This is a genomic window from Streptomyces sp. NPDC059989 (assembly GCF_042736975.1).
In the GTDB taxonomy this organism is placed as follows: domain Bacteria; phylum Actinomycetota; class Actinomycetes; order Streptomycetales; family Streptomycetaceae; genus Streptomyces.
Window position 1 is genome coordinate 148,740 of sequence record NZ_JBHWUO010000008.1, and the last position, 17,922, is coordinate 166,661.

Consider the following 17,922-nt stretch of genomic DNA (forward strand, 5'->3'; position numbering starts at 1 on the left):
GGGCATGGGAATGAGCACGGAAGATGAGGCCGACCTCTGGGAAACCGCTGAAGTCGGGCGCAGATTCGTCGACGTGCTCAACGAGGGCCTGACCCGATCCGCGGCGCTGCGTCCCCGTCCGCCCTTCCAGGGGCAGGCGCCCGGAACGCGGCACGGCGGGCACGAACAGTCCGATCCCTTCGCCGCCGAGGTGATGTCGGGGTACGAGGCGGCCCTCGGGGCCGCACTCGCCCCCGGCGAACGGCACGACCAGGAGCTGCGCGCGGCGCTGCTGCGCCGCGGCAGCGAGGTCCTCGGGCAGGCGCTGCTCCTGGCCGGCCGGCCTGCGGGCCGGCTGGAAGCCCGGGTGGCCCGGCGCCTGCCGCCGGAACAGGAGGCGATGGTGCTCAGCCTGCTCATGGGATGCGCCGTGCTCGCCGCTCTCGGGGAGGAATCGCCCTGGCCGCAGGAGTGCCGGCCCGCCGATGTCATCAAAACGCTGGGGCAGCTGGCGCGGCAGGCGCCGGCCCCGGCGGGAACGGTCTGAATTTTTCACGGGCCGAATATCGCGTTACTTCGTAATGGGTGGGCGGTGGACGTCGCCCCGATATTCTCCCGGCAGTTGCCTTCGCAACAAAACGACGTGCGTATTCCGGCAGGCGGGAAAAGGGAGAATTCTCATCATGGCGAAACTCACCAGTGACGTCGCACAGCACACCGCGCTCTATGTGGAGGCGTTCAACAGGGGCGACGCGGACGCCGTCAACGCGATGTACACGGAAGAGGCCGTCGCGGTCTGGGAGCCCGGAGTTCCGCTGACCGGGCAGGACCGGATCGACGCGGTCAAGGAGTTCCTCGCCCGTGGTCCGAAGATGACGGCCGTGCCGCGGCAGTCCTTCGTCACCGGGGACACCGCGCTGCTGATCGTCGACTGGAGCATCGACACCAAGGACGCCGACGGCAAGCCGGAGCGCCTGGAGGGCGTCGGCGTCGACGTCCTGCGCCTGAACGCCGATGGCCACTGGCTCTACGCCATCGACGACCCGTACGGCGAAGAGAAGTAAGTCCGCCGGCCCCACCGGGCCCCACGCGTCAATCTCGTGCCGCCAAGAAAGCAAGTGGAGGGGACATTTCCATGGCCATCACCGTTGACATCGACTACGACAAGCCGGACCTGACCGACGACACCGACCAGCAGAACGAGATCTTCCTCCAGGTGTTCAACTCGGGCGACGGCGAGCTGTTCGACCGGCTGTACCGGGAGGACGCGATCTCGAACTTCTCGGGCACGCCGCTCACCGGCGCGGCGCGCCTGAAGTTCTTCAAGGACTTCCTCGCCCTGAAGCCGGCCCTGGAGGCGAGGGTCACGCATTCCTACGTCGCCGGCGACGTGGCACTGATCGGTGTGGAGTTCACCATCGACGGCGTCGACGAGGAGGGCAAGCCCCTGCACATCGAGGGCAACTGCACCGACGTCCTGCGCCGTGTCGAGGACGGCCGCTGGCTCATGGCGGTCGACCGTCCGGTCGCCGGCAGCCTGCTCCCCGAGTAACCACTCGGCCACCGCATACAGACATGTGCCCCCGTACCGAATGAGACCTGTTCGGTACGGGGGCACACGTCTGTCGGCCACCGGCCGGGAACAGGGAGCGGTTACCCGGTGATGAGTGGCCAAGGAATTGCGAAGCATATGTTGTTTACATGAGTCTCTCGAAGGGTTCGGCATGAATTCTGCGTCCGCTGAGGAAACCATCAATCGAATCCCGATGGACTCGGTTGAATTGCGCGAGGCGATGTCTCGCTTCGCGACCGGCGTCATCGTGATCAGCGTCGGTGGGGAGAACATCCACGGGATGACGGCCAACGCGTTCAGCTCGGTCTCCCTCGACCCGCCCACCGTGCTGTGCTCCGTGTCCCACACCGCGGTCATGCACCAGGCGATCACCGCGGGAGGCCGCTTCGGCATCTCCGTGCTGGACGCCGAGCAGGAGCAGCTGGCCCGCTTCTTCGCCGACAAGAAGAGGCCCCTGGGGCCCGAGCAGTTCAGCGGACTGGACTGGGAGCCCGGGCCGCTGACGCAGGCCCCGCTGCTGCGCGGGGCGCTCGCCTGGCTGGAGTGCGAACTGGAGGAGTCCCACGACAGCGGCGACCACTCCATCTTCATCGGCCGGGTGGTGCGCGCCGCGACCTCGCGCGCTTCGTCCGCGCTGCTCTTCTTCAACGGGAAGTTCCAGCAGATCGGTGTCGACACCGACTGACCGTCCCGGCACGGGGAGGGCCCCGACAACGGGAAGGGGGGCCGGCGGAATCCGCCGGCCCCCCTTCCCGTTCTCCGCTTTCGGATCACGCAGGCGGCGCGAGACGCGCCCCGTCCTGGTCGCGGAGGATCGTGCACACCTCGCGCAGGGCCGCCCCCAGCCGGTCGATCTCGGCGTCGGAGAGCTCGATGGACGGCTCGAACCGCAGGGTGGTCACGGCGCTGGCCGTGGGGAACGTCCGCAGGCGGTGCTCCCGCAGCAGGTACCCGGCGACGACGTAGCCGAAGAAGCCGCCCTGCGCGATCTCCCGGATGACCGGCGACTCGGCGTCCGACTGGTCCCGGAACTCCAGCCCGAGCATCAGCCCCCGGCCCCGTACCTCCTTGACCACCGTGGGGAATTCGGCCCGGACGGCTTCGAGGGTCGCGGCCAGCCGCTCACCGCGCTCGCCGGCGATCCGGTAGACCCGGCCGCCGTCGGCCTCCAGCATCTCCAGCACCTTGAGGGCGATCAGCGACGAGAAGCTGTCCTTCGCGAAGGTGGAGCTGTGGACGATCTCGAACTCCCGCCGGTAGCGGGCCTGGCGGACCAGCATCACGGCCGTCTTGGCGATGCCGCCGCCGAGGCTCTTGGCCAAGGTGTAGTAGTCGCCCCGCAGGCCGATGAACGAGCTGGCGAGGAAGGCCCCTGACCTGCCCATGCCGCTCTGGATCTCGTCCACGACGATCGGGCAGTCGATCTCGGCGCACACCGCCTGGATCTCCTCCGCGAACTCACGGGTGAGCACCTTGATGCCGCCCTCACCCTGGATGGGCTCCAGGACGAAGGCGCAGAAGAGCGGCAGGGCCCGCTCCACGACCCGTACCGCACCGTCGACGACGTGCAGGTCGAGCAGGGTGGCCCGTTCCTCGTCGACGATCCTCTTGAGCTCTCCGGGCTGATCGACCGGGACGAACCTGGCCTGCGCGGCCAGCGAGCGGAACGGGGCCCGGTAGCCCTCGTTGTGCGTCAGCTGGACGCTGCCCACCAGCTTGCCGTGGAAGGAGCCCTCGGGGGCCAGGAAGAGCGGCGGCCGGGAGAACTGCTCCTCGTTCTTCCGCTCGATCTCCGCGGCCTGCTCCTCGAAGCCCTCGGTGCCGGTCAGGACCGCGCTGCCGCCGCGCACCGCGGCCCGCGCGCTCTCGACGTGCGCGGCGATGTCCGCCCGGATCGCCGCGAGGCGCATCCCGCGGTCGAGTTCGGCGTGCTTGACCGCCGCCTCGACCGCCTCGGCCCCGCTGTTGGCGAAGATCGCGAAGTAGGGCTCGTCGTCGCCGAGTTCACGCTGGACGATGGCGTTCAGCGCGCGCGCCAGGTCGTTGGCGTAGGGGTGGCGGGAGAACTGCGCGTGAATGGGTGTCCCGGCGTCCAGGAGCGACTTCGCGTAGGCGACGATCTCCGGGTTGTTGTGCCCGAGCAGCACCGAGCCGTATCCGCCGGCGAAATCCGCCACCGGTATCTCCTGGCCCTGCGCGTCCAGCTGGTAGAGGGTGTTTCCTTCGGAACGTACGTATTCGACGTCGAGCCCGGCACTGGCCAGGACTTCGCGCAGATACGGCTCGGCGAGTTCGAGCCGGGCGGATGCGGAATTCATGTCGCCTCCTTGTCGGCCGGGTGAGGCAACGCCGCCCGGCGGTTCCGCTGCATTCTTGATTCGCCCACGCACCCTAAAGCCCCTGACTTCCGCGCATTCCAGTGCGCGTTCACCCTCGGGTCATTGTCTTGGGCGGTCATGCCATGGGCGGCGGGTGACCGGGACCGCGCAGGACCGCAAGGCGCTGCGCGGTCCCGGTCGGACCGGCTCAGCCGGCCGCGGGGAAGTGCTTCTGCTCGACGAAGAAGGTCACGTACTTCTCGAAGAGCTCCCGGCTCAGCGGAGGGCAGACGACGCCGCTGCCGGCCAAGGCCGAGTCCGTCTCGGTCGTGTCGATCGGCGGATAGAAGGCGTCGGTGTCCGACGTCATCATCTCGAAGGCGTGCAGCAGCGGTTGGACCGCGTTCGTGCGGTCGTTCCCGACCCGCTCGCTCCACGTCTCCCAGTCCAGCTCGTCCAGCCGGTATCCGAGGTCCCGCAGGTACTCGGCGCACTGGCCCAGGCTCAGCGAGCTCCCGTTGAAGAGCTGGTACGTCCCCCCTGCCCGTTCGGGCATCCGGGAGATGCCGGTGATGGCACCGCTGACGTAGTCGACCGGCAGCAGGTGGAAGCGGCCCCCCACACCCGTGGGCACCCCCTTGGCCTGGATCAGCCCCTTGAGGCTCAGCCAGACGAAGTCCAGGGTCTGGCAGGCGCCGTTGACCTGGTCGCCGGAGATCACGTCGACGCGGTAGACGGAGACCGGCAGCCCGCGGTCCCGCGCCAGACCGATCATCTGCTCCGCCACCCACTTGCTCTGCAGGTAGCCGCTGGGCAGGGTCTCGGCGGGGCCCGTCGGATCGGTCGCCTTCAGCGGCACGCCCTCCTCCGCGACGCCGTTGAAGACACCGACCGTCGACACGTAGTGCACCGGGACCGTGCGGTGCAGGGCCGCGAGCCGCAGCACCTCCTCGGTACCGGACACATTGGCCGCCTTCAGGGCCGTGTACGGATGCAGCCAGTGGACCTGGGCGCCGTTGTGGTAGACGACGTCGACGGTCCTGGCCAGCCGGTCGAAGTCCGCGGCCGACAGGCCGAGGCGCGGCTGGGCGAGGTCGCCGACCACGATGGCCAGCCGGTCGGGATCGATGTCCTCCCACACCCGGTACCAGAGCAGGTTCTCCTGGAGCCGCTCCCACGCCTCCGCCTCGTCCGCGCCGCGGACGAGGCAGTGCACGCGCGCCCGGGTCGTCCGCATCAGGTCGCGCAGGAGGAAGGCGCCCAGGAATCCGGTGGCGCCGGTCAGCAGGATCTCCTCCGGATCGACCGCCACCCGGACGGTCACCGGCGCGGGCCGCACATCGTCGGCGAGCCGGACCTCCGCCTCGAAGTCGACGCCCGTGCCGTTCGTGGCGCCGCTGCCCGCCGAAAGCACCTCGGAGTGCAGGTGCGCGGCGAGATCCGCCGGGGTGGGGTGGTCGAAGGCCAGGGTCGCGGCGAGCCGCAGTCCGGTGGCCGCGGCCAGCCGGTTGCGCAGCTCGACGGAGGTCAACGAGTCGAAGCCCAGCGCCCCGAGGGGCTGGTCGGCGCTCAGCTTGCCCGAGCCGGAGTGCCCGAGCACCCCGGCCATCTCGTGGAACACCACGTCGAGGGTGACCCGCCGCTGGTCCTCCACCGTGAGTCCGGCGAGCCGCTCGGCGAGCGACCCGGTGCCGGCGCTGGTGTTCTGGGCCGCGGGGCGGGCGGGGGAGCGGACGAGAGAGGTGAGCAGCGCGGGGATCTGCCGCTGCCGTCGTACGGCGGCCAGGTCGAGCGGGGTGGCGACCAGCGCCGGCCTGCCCAGGCCGAGGGCGGCGTCGAGCAGCTCCGGCCCCTGAGCCGTTTCGACCGGCTTGAAGCCGCTGCGCGCGATCCGCCGGCGGTCCGTCTCCGTCAGGTCCGCGGTGATGCCGCTGGACTGCGCCCACAGCCCCCAGGCGAGGGAGGTGGCGGGGAGTCCGTGGTGGTTGCGGTGGTGGGCGAGGGCGTCGAGGTAGGCGTTGGCGGCCGCGTAGTTGCCCTGGCCGGGTCCGCCGATGACGCCGGCGATGGAGGAGAAGAGGACGAAGGCGGAGAGGCCGAGGTCCTGGGTGAGTTCGTGCAGGTGCCATGCGGTGTCGACCTTGGGGCGCATGACGGTGGTGAGCCGCTCGGGGGTGAGGGCGGTGACGAGCGCGTCGTCGATCGTGCCGGCGGTGTGGACGACGTTGGCCAGCGGCTGGTCCGCCGGGATCGCGGCGAGCAGCGCGGCGAGCGCGTCGCGGTCCGCCACGTCGCAGGCGGCGATGGTGACGTGGGCGCCGAGGGCGGTGAGTTCGGTCGCCAGCTCGGCTGCTCCGGGGGCCTGGGTGCCACGGCGGCTGACGAGCAGGAGGTGGCGCACGCCGTGCTCGGTGATGAGGTGGCGGGCGATGGTCGCGCCCAGGGTGCCGGTTCCGCCGGTGATGAGCGTGGTGCCGTCCGGGTTCCAGGTTCCGGTGGGTGTGGAGGGGAGTGTGGGCGTGCGGTGGAGCCGGGGGGTGTGCAGTTCGCCGTTGCGCAGGGCTATTTGGGGTTCGTTGAGGGTGAGCGCGGCGGCGAGGGTATCCGGGTCGAGGTCGGTGTCGGTGTCGGTGTCGATGAGGGTGATGCGGTCGGGTGCTTCTGCCTGGGCGGAGCGCAGGAGGCCCCAGACGGCGGCTGCCGCGAGGTCGGTGATGTCTTCGTCGGCGGTCGCGATGGCGCCGCGGGTCACGACGACGAGCGGGGTGTCGGTCAGCGATGCGTCCGCGAGGTGTTCCTGGACCCGGGTCAGCACCCGCCCGACCGCCTCGTGGACAGCGGCGGCGCCGGGGGCCGACGGTTCGATCCGCAGCAGTACGGCGTCCGGCTCGCTCAGGGGCCCGTCCACCGGCGGCACCGGTGACCAGTCGACCTGGAACAGGGAGTCGTGGTTGCGTACGCGCGCCTCGGCGAGCTCCGCCGCCTCGACCGTACGGAACGCCAACGAGTCGATGCTCGCCACCGGTTGCCCCGCCTGGTCGGCCAGTCGCAGCGAGACCGTGCCGTCGGCGCCGGGCACCGTCCACACCCGCAGCGACGTGGCCCCGGCGGCGTGCAGCCGGACCCCGCTCCACTCCGCGGCCAGCCGCGTCGGGCCGCCGTCCGCCTGAGCCTCCGGCGCGGTGCGCACCGCCGCGTCGAGCAGGAGCGGATGCAGCCCGTATCCCGCCACGTCCGCCGCGATGTCCTCGGGCAGCTGCACCTCCGCGAAGGGGGCGTCGCCCGGTTCGAAGGGGGCCTGGCCGCCGTCGGGTCCGAGCCTTCCCTCCGCGATGAGGGTCCAGGGCGCCTCCGAGCCGTCGGGCCGGGCGTGCACGGTCAGGGCACGGCGGCCGGTGTCGTCGGACGAGCCGACGCCGACCTGCAGCTGCGTCCCGCCCTGTGCGGGGAGCACGAGCGGAGCGCGTACCGACAACTCGTCCAGGACCGGGGTACCGGCTTCGTCCCCGGCGCGGATCGCCAGCTCCACCAGGACGGACTCCGGTGCCATCGCCCCCGCGGACCAGGCGTGGGAGGAGGCCAGCAGACGGCCGCTGAACAGCAGCTCGTCCGCAGCGGCCACCGAGACCGCCGCACCCAGCAGCGGATGACCGGTCTCGCTCAGACCCAGACCGGCGGCGTCCCTGGGGGCGGTCGCGTCCACCCAGAAGCGCTCGCTCTGGAACGCGTACGTCGGCAGATCGATGCGTCGGGATCCGGTCCCGGCGAAGAACGCCTCCCAGTCGAGGGGACCGCCGCCCGTGTACAGCTCGCCGAGGCCCGCCACCAGCGTGTCGGTCTCGGGCCTCTTCCGGCGCAGCAGCGGGACGGCCGTGTACCCCTCGCCGTCGAGCGTGGCCCGCGTCAGGGCCGTGAGCACGTCATCGGGACCGATCTCGACGAACTTCGTCACCCGCTGCTCGGCCAGGGAGCGCACGGCATCCGCGAAGAGGACCGGGCGGCGGACCTGGTTCACCCAGTAGTCGGGGGAGCCCAGCTGCTCGGCCGTGGCCGGCTCTCCGGACAGCGTGGAGACGATCGGGATGGCCGGCGCGTGGTAGGTCAGCCCGGCGGCGACCTCGCGGAAGGCGCCGAGCATGGCGTCCATGTGCGGCGAGTGGAAGGCGTGGCTCACCGTGAGCGGCCTGGTCTTGCGGCCCTGCGAGGCGAGCCGGGCGGCCACCTCGGCGGCGGCCTCCGCGTCGCCGGAGATCACGACGGACCGGGGTGCGTTGACGGCGGCGATGCCGACCGTGTCGGTGAGGTGCGGGGTGACCTCGTCCACCGTCGCCTGGATCGCGATCATCGCGCCGCCCTCGGGCAGCGCCTGCATGAGGCGGGCACGGGCGGAGACGAGCTTCGCGGCGTCGGGGAGGGTCAGTACTCCGGAGACGTGCGCGGCGGCGAGTTCGCCGATGGAGTGTCCCGCGAGGAAGTCGGGGCGGATTCCCCAGGATTCCACCAGCCGGAAGAGGGCCACCTCCAGCGCGAACAGCGCGGGCTGGGTGAAGCCGGTGCGGTCCAGCTGCTCCCCGGTGCGGATCACCTCCGCGATCGGCTGGTCGAGGTACGGATCCAGCTCGGCGGCCACCGCGTCGAAGGCCGTGGCGAAGACCGGGTACGCCTCGTACAGCTCACGGCCCATGCCCATCCGCTGGGCACCCTGCCCGGTGAACAGGAAGGCGGTCTTGCCGTCCCGGCGCACCCCCCGCACGGTGTCGGGCCCCGGCTCCCCCGCGGCCAGCGAGCGCAGGCCCGCCAGCAGGCTCTCGCGGTCCCGGCCGGTCACCGCCGCCCGGTGGTCCATCGCCGAGCGGCTGGTGGCCAGCGCGTACGCCACATCGGCCGGGGACAGCCCCGGATCGGCCTCGACCCGGGACAGCAGTCGTCCGGCCTGCGCGGCCAGCGCCTCGGGGGACTTGCCGGAGAGCACCCACGGAACGACGGACAGCGGGACCGGGGTGGCGCCCTCCTCCTCGGCCGGCACGGTGTCGGGGGCGGGCGGCTCTTCGAGCACCACATGGGCATTGGTGCCGCTCACGCCGAACGCGGACACCGCGGCGCGGTACGGCTCGCCCGTACGGGGCCACGGCCGGGCCTCGGTGAGCAGTTCGACCGCCCCCGACTCCCAGTCGACCATCGGGGTGGGCTCGTCCACGTGCAGCGTCTTCGGCAGGACCCCGTGCCGCATCGCCTGGACCATCTTGATGACACCGCCGACGCCCGCGGCGGCGACCGTGTGGCCGATGTTGGACTTCAGCGAGCCCAGGTACAGCGGCCGGCCCTCCGGCCTGTTCTGGCCGTAGGTGGCGAGCAGCGCCTGCGCCTCGATCGGGTCACCGAGCCGCGTGCCCGTGCCGTGCGCCTCGACCACGTCCACGTCCGCGGGGTCGAGCCGGGCATTGGCGAGCGCCTGCCGGATCACCCGCTCCTGGGACGGGCCGTTCGGCGCCGTCAGACCGTTGCTCGCGCCGTCCTGGTTCACCGCGGAGCCGCGGATCACGGCGAGCACGGTGTGCCCGTTGCGCCGCGCGTCCGACAGCTTCTCCACCAGGACGAGACCGACGCCCTCGGACCAGGCGGTGCCGTCGGCCGCCGCGGCGAAGGACTTGATCCGGCCGTCGGCGGCCAGGCCGTTCTGCCGCGAGAAGTCGACGAAGCCGCCCGGGGTCGCGGTCACCGTGACACCGCCGGCCAAGGCGAGCGTCGACTCGCCCAGGCGCACCGACTGCACCGCCTGGTGCAGGGCCACCAGCGAGGAGGAGCAGGCCGTGTCCACCGATACGGCGGGGCCCTCAAGGCCGAAGCTGTAGGCGACGCGGCCGGAGACGACACTGCTGAGCTTGCCCGTCATCAGGTAGCCCTCGAACTCCTCGGGCCCCTCCAGGCCGAGATAGCTCTGCTCCACCACTCCGGCGAACACGCCGGTCCTGCTGCCCTTCAGGGTGGCCGGGTCGATGCCCGCCTGCTCGAACGTCTCCCACGCCACCTCGAGCAGGAGGCGCTGCTGCGGATCCATCGACTGCGCCTCGCGCGGGGAGATCCCGAAGAACGCCGCGTCGAACCTGTCCGCGTCGTGCAGGAAGCCGCCCTCCTTGGTGTAGGAGGTCCCGGGCTGGGTCGGGTCGGGGTCGTAGAGCCGCTCCAGGTCCCAGCCGCGGTTGGTGGGGAACTCCGTGATCCCGTCACGACCCTCCTCGACCAGCCGCCACAGGTCGTCGGGCGAGTCGACCGAACCCGGGAAGCGGCAGGCCATCCCGACGATGGCGACGGGCTCGGTGCTGTCCGCCTCCATCTCGGCGATGCGCTGCCGGGCCTTCTGCAGGTCCGCCGTCACCCACTTCAGGTACTCGACGAGCTTCTCTTCCTTCTCTGCCATGGCCATGCGGAAATCAATCTCCCCTGGAGGTGTGTACGTGGGCGGGACGGTCAGCGGGCAGCGCGGCCGAGCGCGGTGTCGATGAAGTCGAAGAGCTCGTCCGTCGAGGCCGACTCGATGCGGTCGGACAGCTCGTCGTCACCCCCGGCGGTGCCCAGCTTCGCCGCGAGCGCCTGGAGCCGCCCGGACAGCGTGCCGCGCAGGCCCTCGTCCTCCGGGATGCTCTCCAGGAGCGCTTCGAGCCTGCCGAGCTCGGCGAGCACGGGCTGGGCGAGGTCGGGCGCCTCGGGCGTGATGCGGATCCGCAGATGGGCCGCGAGGGCGGCCGGCGACGGGTGGTCGAAGACCAGGGTGGCGGGCAGCCGGGTCCCGGCGGCGGTGTTGAGCCGGTTGCGCAGTTCGACGGCGGTCATGGAGTCGAAGCCCAGCTCCTGGAAGGCCCGTTCGGGATCGACCGCGTCGGCGTCGGCGTAGCCGAGTACCCCCGCCACCTCGGTCCGTACGAGGGCCAGCAGCAGCTCGTGCTGTTCCTGGTCGGTGAGTCCGGCGAGCCGCTGGGCCAGCGAGTCGCCGTCGGAGTGCTGGGCCTTGCGGCGTGCGGAACCCGTGACGAGGCCGCGCAGGATCGCGGGGACGTGTCCCGAGGCCCGTACCGCGGCGAGGTCGAGGGGCGTCGCCACCGGTGCGGCCTCGCCCGAGGCGAGCGCCGCGTCGAACAGCGCGAGCCCTTCCTGCTCGGAGACCGGCCGCAGACCTTCGCGGGCGAACCGCCTGAGGTCGCTCTCGCCGAGCCGGTCGCCGGTCTCCCAGAGTCCCCAGGCGAGGGAGGTGGCGGGGAGTCCGTGGTGGTTGCGGTGGTGGGCGAGGGCGTCGAGGTGGGCGTTGGCGGCCGCGTAGTTGCCCTGGCCGGGTCCGCCGATGACGCCGGCGATGGAGGAGAAGAGGACGAAGTGGGTGAGGTCGAGGTCCTGGGTGAGTTCGTGGAGGTGCCATGCGGCGTCGGTCTTCGGGCGCATGACGGTGGTGAGCCGGTCGGGGGTGAGGGCGGTGATGAGGGCGTCGTCGAGTGTTCCGGCGGTGTGCACGACGGCGGTGAGGGGGTGTGCGGTGGGGATGGCGGCGAGGAGGGCGGCGAGCGCGTCGCGGTCCGCCACGTCGCAGGCGGTGATGGTGACGTGGGCGCCGAGGGCGGTGAGTTCGGTTGCCAGCTCGGCTGCTCCGGGGGCCTGGGTGCCGCGGCGGCTGACGAGCAGGAGGTGGCGTACCCCGTGTTCGGTGATGAGGTGGCGGGCGATGGTGGCGCCCAGGGTGCCGGTTCCGCCGGTGATGAGGGTGGTGCCGTCCGGGTTCCAGGTCGTGGTGGACGGGGTGTGGGGTGTGGAGGCGCGGTGGAGCCGGGGGGTGTGGAGGCGGCCGTTGCGCAGGGCCAGCTGGGGTTCGTTGAGGGTGAGTGCGGCGGCGAGGGTGTCGGGGTCGAGGTCGGTGTCGGTGTCGGTGTCGATGAGGGTGATGCGGTCGGGTGCTTCTGCCTGGGCGGAGCGCAGGAGGCCCCAGACGGCGGCTGCCGCGAGGTCGGTGATGTCTTCGTCGGCGATGGCGACGGCGCCGCGGGTCACGACGACGAGCGGGGTTTCGGTGAGCGATTCGTCCGCGAGGTGTTCCTGGACCCGGGCCAGCACCCGCCCGACCGCCGTGGTCGGGTCCGCAACCGGCTCGTGCCGCAGCAGCTCGTAGGGCTCCGTGCCGGCGGCCGTCGGGGCCGCGTCCGCGGAGACCGGTGTCCAGTCGACGCGGAACAGCGGACTGTCAGCGGCCTCGGCGAACGGCGCGTCGGGGAGCTCCTGGTACTCCAGTGACTCCACGGACAGCACCGGCCCGCCCGTCTCGTCCGTCAGCAGTACGGAGAAGGTCCGGTCGCCGATCCCGGTCAGCCGGGCGCGCACCGCCGCAGCACCGGTGGCGTGCAGCCGCACCCCGCGCCAGCGGGCGGGGGCCGACGCGTCCGCGCCCTGGAGCGCGGCGCCGAGCAGGGCCGGGTGGAGCGCGTAGTTCCCCGCCTCGTCCAGGAGCTCGTCCGGGAGCCGGAACTCCTCGCTCCCGCCCGGCCCCGGGGGCACGTCGGTGTCCCCGGGGAGCAGGGTGCCTTCGGCGAGCAGGGTCCACGGGACCTCGGCCCCTTCGGGGCGCGCGTGGACCGTCACGCCGCGGCGGCCCCCGTCGGCCGCCGCCCCGACGCCCACCTGCAGTTCCACGTCTCCCCGCTCGGGCAGCACCAACTGCGCGTGCACCGACAGCTCTTCGAGGACCCCGGCGCCGACCTCGTCCCCGGCCCGCACGGCCAGTTCCACCCAGGCCGAAGCCGACGCCGCCGGCTCCACGAGCCAGGGGTGCGTACGGGCCGACACCCGGCCCGAGAGCAGCAGCTCGTCCGAGCCGGCCACCCGCACCAGGCCGCTCAGGACGGGATGCCCGATGCCGCCGGCGCCGGCCCCCGCCGCCCCGGCCGAGGCGCTGGGCTCGAGCCAGTGGCGGCGCCGCCGGAAGGCGTAGGTGGGCAGGTCGACCCCGGTCGGGGTGTCGCCCTGCGGGAAGAGGGCGGCCCAGTCGACGGAGGAGCCGTGGGCGAAGGCGGTGGCGAGCGCCGCGAGCGCCGTGCGGGCCTCGGGACGGCCGGTGCGCAGGGCGGGCACCGCGGTGATGCCTTCGGCCATGGCGGACAGGACGCCGTCGGGGCCCAGTTCCAGGCAGGTGGTGACGCCGGCGTCGTCGAGCGTGCGGAGCGCGTCGTGGAACCGTACGGCCTGGCGGACCTGGTTCACCCAGTAGTCGGGCGAGGTCAGTTCCTGCGCGGCGAGCTTTCCGGTGACCGTGGAGACCACCGGGATGGCCGGTTCCTGGTACGAGAGGGTCTCGGCGACCGCCCTGAACTCGGCGAGCATGGGCTCCATCAGCGGCGAGTGGAAGGCGTGCGAGACCTTGAGGCGACGGGACTTGTGCCCCGCACCGTCGAAGTGGGCCTGCACGCGCAGCACCGCGGCTTCGTCGCCGGAGATCACGACGGACCGGGGTGCGTTGACGGCGGCGATGCCGACCGTGTCGGTGAGGTGGGGGGTGACCTCGTCCTCCGTCGCCTGGATCGCGATCATCGCGCCGCCTTCGGGCAGCGCCTGCATGAGGCGGGCGCGGGCGGAGACGAGTTTGGCGGCGTCGGGGAGGGTGAGCACTCCGGAGACGTGCGCGGCGGCGAGTTCGCCGATGGAGTGTCCCGCGAGGAAGTCGGGGCGGATGCCCCAGGACTCCACGAGGCGGAAGAGGGCCACCTCCAGCGCGAACAGCGTGGGCTGGGCGAACTCGGTACGGTCCAGGCCCTCGCCGGAGGCGATGACCTCGCGCAGGGCCGGGTCGAGCAGCGCGCACGCCTCGTCGAAGGCGGCGGCGAAGGCCGGGAAGGCCGCGTACAACTCCTGTCCCATGCCGACTCGTTGGGCGCCCTGCCCGGTGAACAGGAAGGCGGTCCTGCCCGAAGTGCGGGTACCGCGCACCGTCCCCGCACCCGGCCGGCCCTCGGCCAGCCGGTTCAGCTGCTCCAGGAACTCCGCGGGGTCCTCCGCGAGCACGACCGCACGCGCGTCGAAGTGCGTACGGGCGGTGGCCAGGGAGCGGCCCACCTCCATCAGGGCGGCACCGGGAGCGCTCTCGGCGTACGACAGCAGTCGCCGTGCCTGGAGCCGCAGCGTCTCCTCGTCCTTCGCCGACAGCACCCAGGGCACCACCGGAAGCGATACGGGCTCCGGCGCGGTGTCCTCCGGGGCCTCGGCCGCGGGCGCCTGCTCGATCACCACGTGCGCGTTGGTCCCGCCGAAGCCGAAGGAGGACACGCCCGCGCGGCGCGGCTCCCCGGTCCGGGGCCACGGCCTGGTCTCGGTGAGCAGCTCGACGGCTCCCGCGTCCCAGTCGACATGGCTCGAAGGCTCCTGTGCGTGCAGCGTGCGCGGCAGCACCCCGTGGCGCATCGCCTCCACCATCTTGATGACGCCGCCGACGCCCGCCGCCGCCTGGGCGTGCCCGATGTTCGACTTCAGCGAGCCCAGGTACAGCGGGCGGTCCGCGGGGCGGTCCTGGCCGTAGGTGGCGAGCAGCGCCTGCGCCTCGATGGGGTCGCCGAGCCTGGTGCCCGTGCCGTGGGCCTCGACCACGTCCACCTCGTGCGCGGCGAGCCCGGCGCTCGCCAGCGCCTGCCGGATCACCCGCTCCTGGGCGGGTCCGTTGGGGGCGGTCAGGCCGTTGCTCGCGCCGTCCTGGTTGACCGCGGAGCCCCTGAGCACGGCCAGCACCCGGTGGCCGTTGCGCCGGGCGTCCGACAGCCGCTCGACGAGCAGCATTCCGACGCCCTCCGACCAGCCGGTGCCGTCCGCGTGCTCGGAGAAGGAGCGGCAGCGGCCGTCGGTGGAGAGTCCGCGCAGCCTGGAGAACTCGATGAACGCGGTCGGCGTGGACATCACCGCGGCCCCGCCGGCCAGCGCCAGATCGCACTCGCCGTTGCGGAGCGCGTTCGCCGCGAGGTGCATGGCCACCAGCGAGGACGAGCACGCCGTGTCGACGGTGACCGCCGGCCCTTCGAGCCCGTACGTGTAGGCGAGCCGCCCGGAGGCGATGCTGCCCGCGCTGCCGCTGAAGAGATAGCCTTCGTTGCCCTCGGGCGGCAGCTGGGGGCGCGAGCCGTAGTCGTTGTACATCAGGCCCGTGAACACGCCCGTACGGCTTCCGCGCAGCGAGTCCGGGGTGATGCCCGCGCGTTCGAACGCCTCCCACGCCGTCTCCAGGAGCAGGCGCTGCTGCGGGTCGACGGCGAGCGCCTCACGCGGGGACATGCCGAAGAACTCCGGGTCGAACAGGTCGGCCTCGTGCAGGAAGCCGCCTTCGCGCGTGTACGAGGTGCCCGGCCGGCCGGGGTCGGCGTCGTAGATGGCGTCCAGGTCCCAGCCGCGGTTGGCGGGGAACTCGCTGACGGCGTCCACCCCGTCGGAGACGAGACGCCACAGATCCTCGGGGGAAGACACCCCGCCCGGATATCGGCAGGCCATGCCGATGATGGCGATCGGCTCCCGCGCCTTGTCCTGGACGTCCCGCAGATTTCTCCTGGCATCCCGGGCATCGGCGATGGCCCGCTTGAGGTACTCACGAAGGTCGGATTCATCGGCCACGAGATCTCAGCTCCCCGAACAAAGTCATCAACAAACTCGCCAAATTACCTTACGTCGGCTCACCGGCCGGGCGTCTAAAACCTGCTCACGCAGTGGTAATCCAGCTGTCCCGCCGGGCATAACGACTATTACCTCGGCGTGGGCAGACGATGGGGAGGAGCGGCGTACGGGCCTGCAGGCAGCGTGTTCTCCCGGAGGTAGGAGGGTTGTCGGCCGACAACCGGCCGAACATCGACGGCGAGGGTGTTCAGTTACCGGGGAAAGGCCGAACAATTCGCATTCGGTGATAATTTCAGTGCCCAAGGACGCGGCCGGGCCCGCGCGCCGGCTCGCCGGCCGGGGGCTCCCGGCGACCCGTTCGCCGCCCCGCGCGTCCACGGCCGAATCATCGGACGGTAATTGACAGGCAATGACATAGGAAAACGCAGAGTGCCCCCCGCGCCGGGTCCGGACCCGGCGAGGGAGGCACTGTGTGTATTCCGCGTGCGTCAGTCGGCGACGGAGATGCGGGTCTTGTGGTGCTTGGGGGTCTCGGCCTCGTCCAGGAGGGCGACGGCGAGGTCCGCGTAGGAGAGGTGGCTGGTGCCGTCCTCCTTGGTCAGCAGCTGGTCGCCGCCGACGCGGTACGTGCCCGTGCGCTCGGCCTCGTCCAGGAGCATCGGCGGGGTGACGACCAGCCAGTCCAGGTCCGTGGTGGCGGAGCGGAAGACTTCGAGGCCGGCCGCGTGGCCCTTCGAGAACTCGAGGAAGGCCTCCGGGAAGTCCGGGCCGTCCATGATGCGCTGGCCCGGGGCGAACTCCAGGTTGGAGACGAGGCCGATGATCAGGGCGCGGCGGACGCCGGCCTGCGGCAGGCTCTCCAGGAGCGCGTGGGCGGCACCGACGAAGAACGGCTCGGGGGCGGAAGAGGCGTCGTAGACCGCGCTGATGGCAATGTCATGGCCCTCGGCCGCGGCGGCGACGCTGCGGACGTTGGTGATGTCACCGGCGACGACCTGGACCCGGTCGGAGGCCAGGTCCTCGTACTTGGCGGTGTCGCGGACGACGGCGGTCACCTCGTGGCCACGGGAGAGGGCCTCCGCCACGACCGCACGACCGGCCTTGCCGCCGGCTCCGAACACAACAACCTTGCTCATCTGGATGCCTTTCTCGCACCTAAGGGCCGTGGGGGAAGGTCACCGGCCCGAAAGTGACCGTAGTCAACGAGATTTGGGCGAGCAACGGAAGCCGACCCCAGAGTTCTTTAGGGGGTGGTGGTGGGCGTGCCCCCGAAAATGCCCGCCGGCCTGCCGGGAAGCGTCCCGTCCTGCGGGCCCTCGACGAGCGGGACCAGGTCGTTGTGGCGGATGAGGTAGCCGGCCTGGAGGCGGGTGCGGGCGCCGATGCGCTGCATGACCTCCGAGATGCGACGCTGGCAGGTGCGGGGGGAGATGCCGAGCTGGCGCGCGATCGACTTGTCGTCGTGGCCGCTGACGAGCATCCGCAGCACCGCCTCGTTCAGCGAATCCGAAATGGACCGGATCTCGCTCCGGTCGAATTCGGGATTGAAGGGCTCGGAGGTCGCCCAGGCGTATTCGAAGGATTGGACCACGAACTGGGTGACGTCGGGGTTGCGGATGAGTGCGGCACCCTTGGGGTTGTCCGGGAGGGTGATGACGGCCGTGGTCCGGTCGTAGACGATGGCCCGGGCGAACGCGCTTCCGGTGGTGCGCACTTCGGCGCCATTGCTGATGATCTTGGTGACGTAGTCCCGGGTGGGCTGGTCGAACCGGGCGGTGTGTTGGTAGAGCGTGCGCATCCGCACTCCGCGCTTCAGGATGACGCTGTCGCGCCGGGCCGTCTCCTCCAGGACCTCCGGGCTCCGGGCGCCGCCGGGCTGGGAGGTGATGACCTCCGACTGGCACTCGTCCGCCAGCCGGCCCAGGACCCCGCGCACCGCGTCGAGGTCGTCGATGCGCTCGATGCCCGAGCTGCGGGAGCCGTCGGAGGTGCTGGCCCGGTAGAGCGGCAGCAGGCTGTGCATCTGCTGGCGTACTTGTTCCACCGCGTGCTGCCGGGCGCGCAGTTCCTCGTCGTAGGGGGACAGGAGCTGGAGGGAGGCGGAGGCGGGGTCGACGACGACGAACTGGCCGAGCCCGCCCTCGGTGGGCTGGAGCAGCCTCAGTTTTGCCAATTCCCTTACGGCTGACTCGACTTGGGAGAGGGGGAGGCTGAGGTCCTCGGCGCAGGCGGACATGTCGATGCACACGCGCTGGACCGCGTACGAGTACACCCGGTGGGTGACCGTGTCGGCCTGGGGGACACTAGAGGCATCCGGTATGTCTATATTTGCCACTGTTTGTATCCTCTCCACTTTCAGCCAGTCGCCAAGTGGATCCTACGCAGTCGCCGGTCCGCCGCCGCAGGGCTGTGATGATTGCCGACATAGGG

8 protein-coding genes and 1 pseudogene are annotated in these 17,922 nt (G+C 71.5%); 4 read left to right on the top strand and 5 right to left on the bottom strand.

Features of this window, described 5'->3' with window-relative positions:
- The first annotated feature begins 10 nt into the window (after positions 1–10).
- The 4 genes from ACFWBN_RS10000 to ACFWBN_RS10015 all read left to right on the top strand — a co-directional run bounded on the left by ACFWBN_RS10000 (position 11) and on the right by ACFWBN_RS10015 (position 2,237).
- Positions 11–526: a hypothetical protein gene (locus ACFWBN_RS10000; protein ID WP_385173398.1), complete on the top strand. Its 516-nt coding sequence runs from the start codon at positions 11–13 to the stop codon at positions 524–526.
- 136 nt (positions 527–662) lie between these two features.
- Positions 663–1,043 (top strand): YybH family protein, encoded by a 381-nt coding sequence (locus ACFWBN_RS10005; RefSeq protein ID WP_385173401.1) that lies wholly within the window; start codon positions 663–665, stop codon positions 1,041–1,043.
- 71 nt (positions 1,044–1,114) lie between these two features.
- On the top strand, positions 1,115–1,531 hold the full coding sequence (locus tag ACFWBN_RS10010; RefSeq protein WP_385173405.1) for a YybH family protein: 417 nt from the start codon (positions 1,115–1,117) through the stop codon (positions 1,529–1,531).
- Positions 1,532–1,745: 214 nt separating this feature from the next.
- Complete coding sequence (locus ACFWBN_RS10015; RefSeq protein WP_385173408.1) at positions 1,746–2,237, top strand: flavin reductase family protein; 492 nt, start codon at positions 1,746–1,748, stop codon at positions 2,235–2,237.
- An 85-nt stretch (positions 2,238–2,322) separates the two neighbouring features.
- Here ACFWBN_RS10015 and ACFWBN_RS10020 read toward each other — a convergent pair whose 3' ends face one another.
- From ACFWBN_RS10020 to ACFWBN_RS10040, 5 genes and pseudogenes are all read right to left on the bottom strand, one after another.
- Positions 2,323–3,870: an aspartate aminotransferase family protein gene (locus ACFWBN_RS10020; protein ID WP_385173411.1), complete on the bottom strand. Its 1,548-nt coding sequence runs from the start codon at positions 3,868–3,870 to the stop codon at positions 2,323–2,325.
- 208 nt (positions 3,871–4,078) lie between these two features.
- On the bottom strand, positions 4,079–10,246 hold the full coding sequence (locus ACFWBN_RS10025) for a thioester reductase domain-containing protein (protein ID WP_385173499.1): 6,168 nt from the start codon (positions 10,244–10,246) through the stop codon (positions 4,079–4,081).
- A gap of 92 nt (positions 10,247–10,338) precedes the next feature.
- A pseudogene (locus ACFWBN_RS10030) lies at positions 10,339–15,483 on the bottom strand (SDR family NAD(P)-dependent oxidoreductase); the annotation flags it as partial.
- Between the two features lie 497 nt (positions 15,484–15,980).
- Positions 15,981–16,628 carry an NAD(P)-dependent oxidoreductase gene (locus ACFWBN_RS10035; protein ID WP_385173414.1) on the bottom strand — a complete coding sequence of 216 codons (648 nt, stop codon included), beginning with the start codon at positions 16,626–16,628 and terminating at the stop codon, positions 15,981–15,983.
- Between the two features lie 107 nt (positions 16,629–16,735).
- Positions 16,736–17,827, bottom strand: coding sequence for a LuxR C-terminal-related transcriptional regulator (locus tag ACFWBN_RS10040; protein ID WP_385173418.1), 1,092 nt, complete (start codon positions 17,825–17,827; stop codon positions 16,736–16,738).
- Positions 17,828–17,922: the final 95 nt, after the last annotated feature.